Here is a 589-nt window from a genome sequence, read left to right as displayed (position 1 = left end):
CGGGGGGGGTTGCAACTGACTATTCTGAATGTCGGCTTAACCGGGCTTTGAGCTACCATCAGAAGACGCAAGGAAGGTCCGGAAACCGCCGACTTTCTGATGCCTTCGGAAATGCCGCAAGGATCGCGCGCCTGCGACGAAAGGCAGGTTTGTCACTTAGCGAAAGTCAGCAACCCGTCCTATTTCGGACCGTTTTCTATCCCACCAAGCGAGATCCGCTTCAGCCGCGCATCATCTTCCGTTTCCCATTTCTGTCGCAGGCCGCGAACATAATCCGCGTCATTTTTCAGCTTTTGCCGCTCTTTGGCCAGGACGCGCTTAACGCTCCGCGCCACCAGTTGCGCAATGCGTGTGACCATACGCATTGCTGGGCGGATCTCCTTCAGCTTTTCATCCTGTGCCTGCTTGGTCTTCGGAGCGGTCGCGCCCCAGATCAGCCGCGGCGGCTGATCTGCTGATGCCTCCTGCCAAGCAAGCGCACCATCAGCTACAAGCTCCAGACCAGTTTCTATAGCATCCGAGATTACTTCGGCCTCAGCCACCTTCACCCTGACCTTTTCTTCCGCTTCCTTCAGCCTCGCTTCCTCTG

At 56.9% G+C, this 589-nt stretch carries 1 protein-coding gene; it reads right to left on the bottom strand.

Features of this window, described 5'->3' with window-relative positions; all coding sequences use genetic code 11:
• Positions 1 to 179 precede the first annotated feature (179 nt).
• Positions 180 to 589: hypothetical protein (locus AC0KW6_RS21595; RefSeq protein ID WP_474036063.1), on the bottom strand; the 410-nt coding region annotated here is incomplete at its 5' end.

The sequence above is a fragment of the Leisingera sp. SA215 genome (assembly GCF_055902035.1).
The sequence above is the reverse complement of the archived record's forward strand: the minus strand, read 5'-3'. Positions and strand labels throughout refer to the sequence as shown.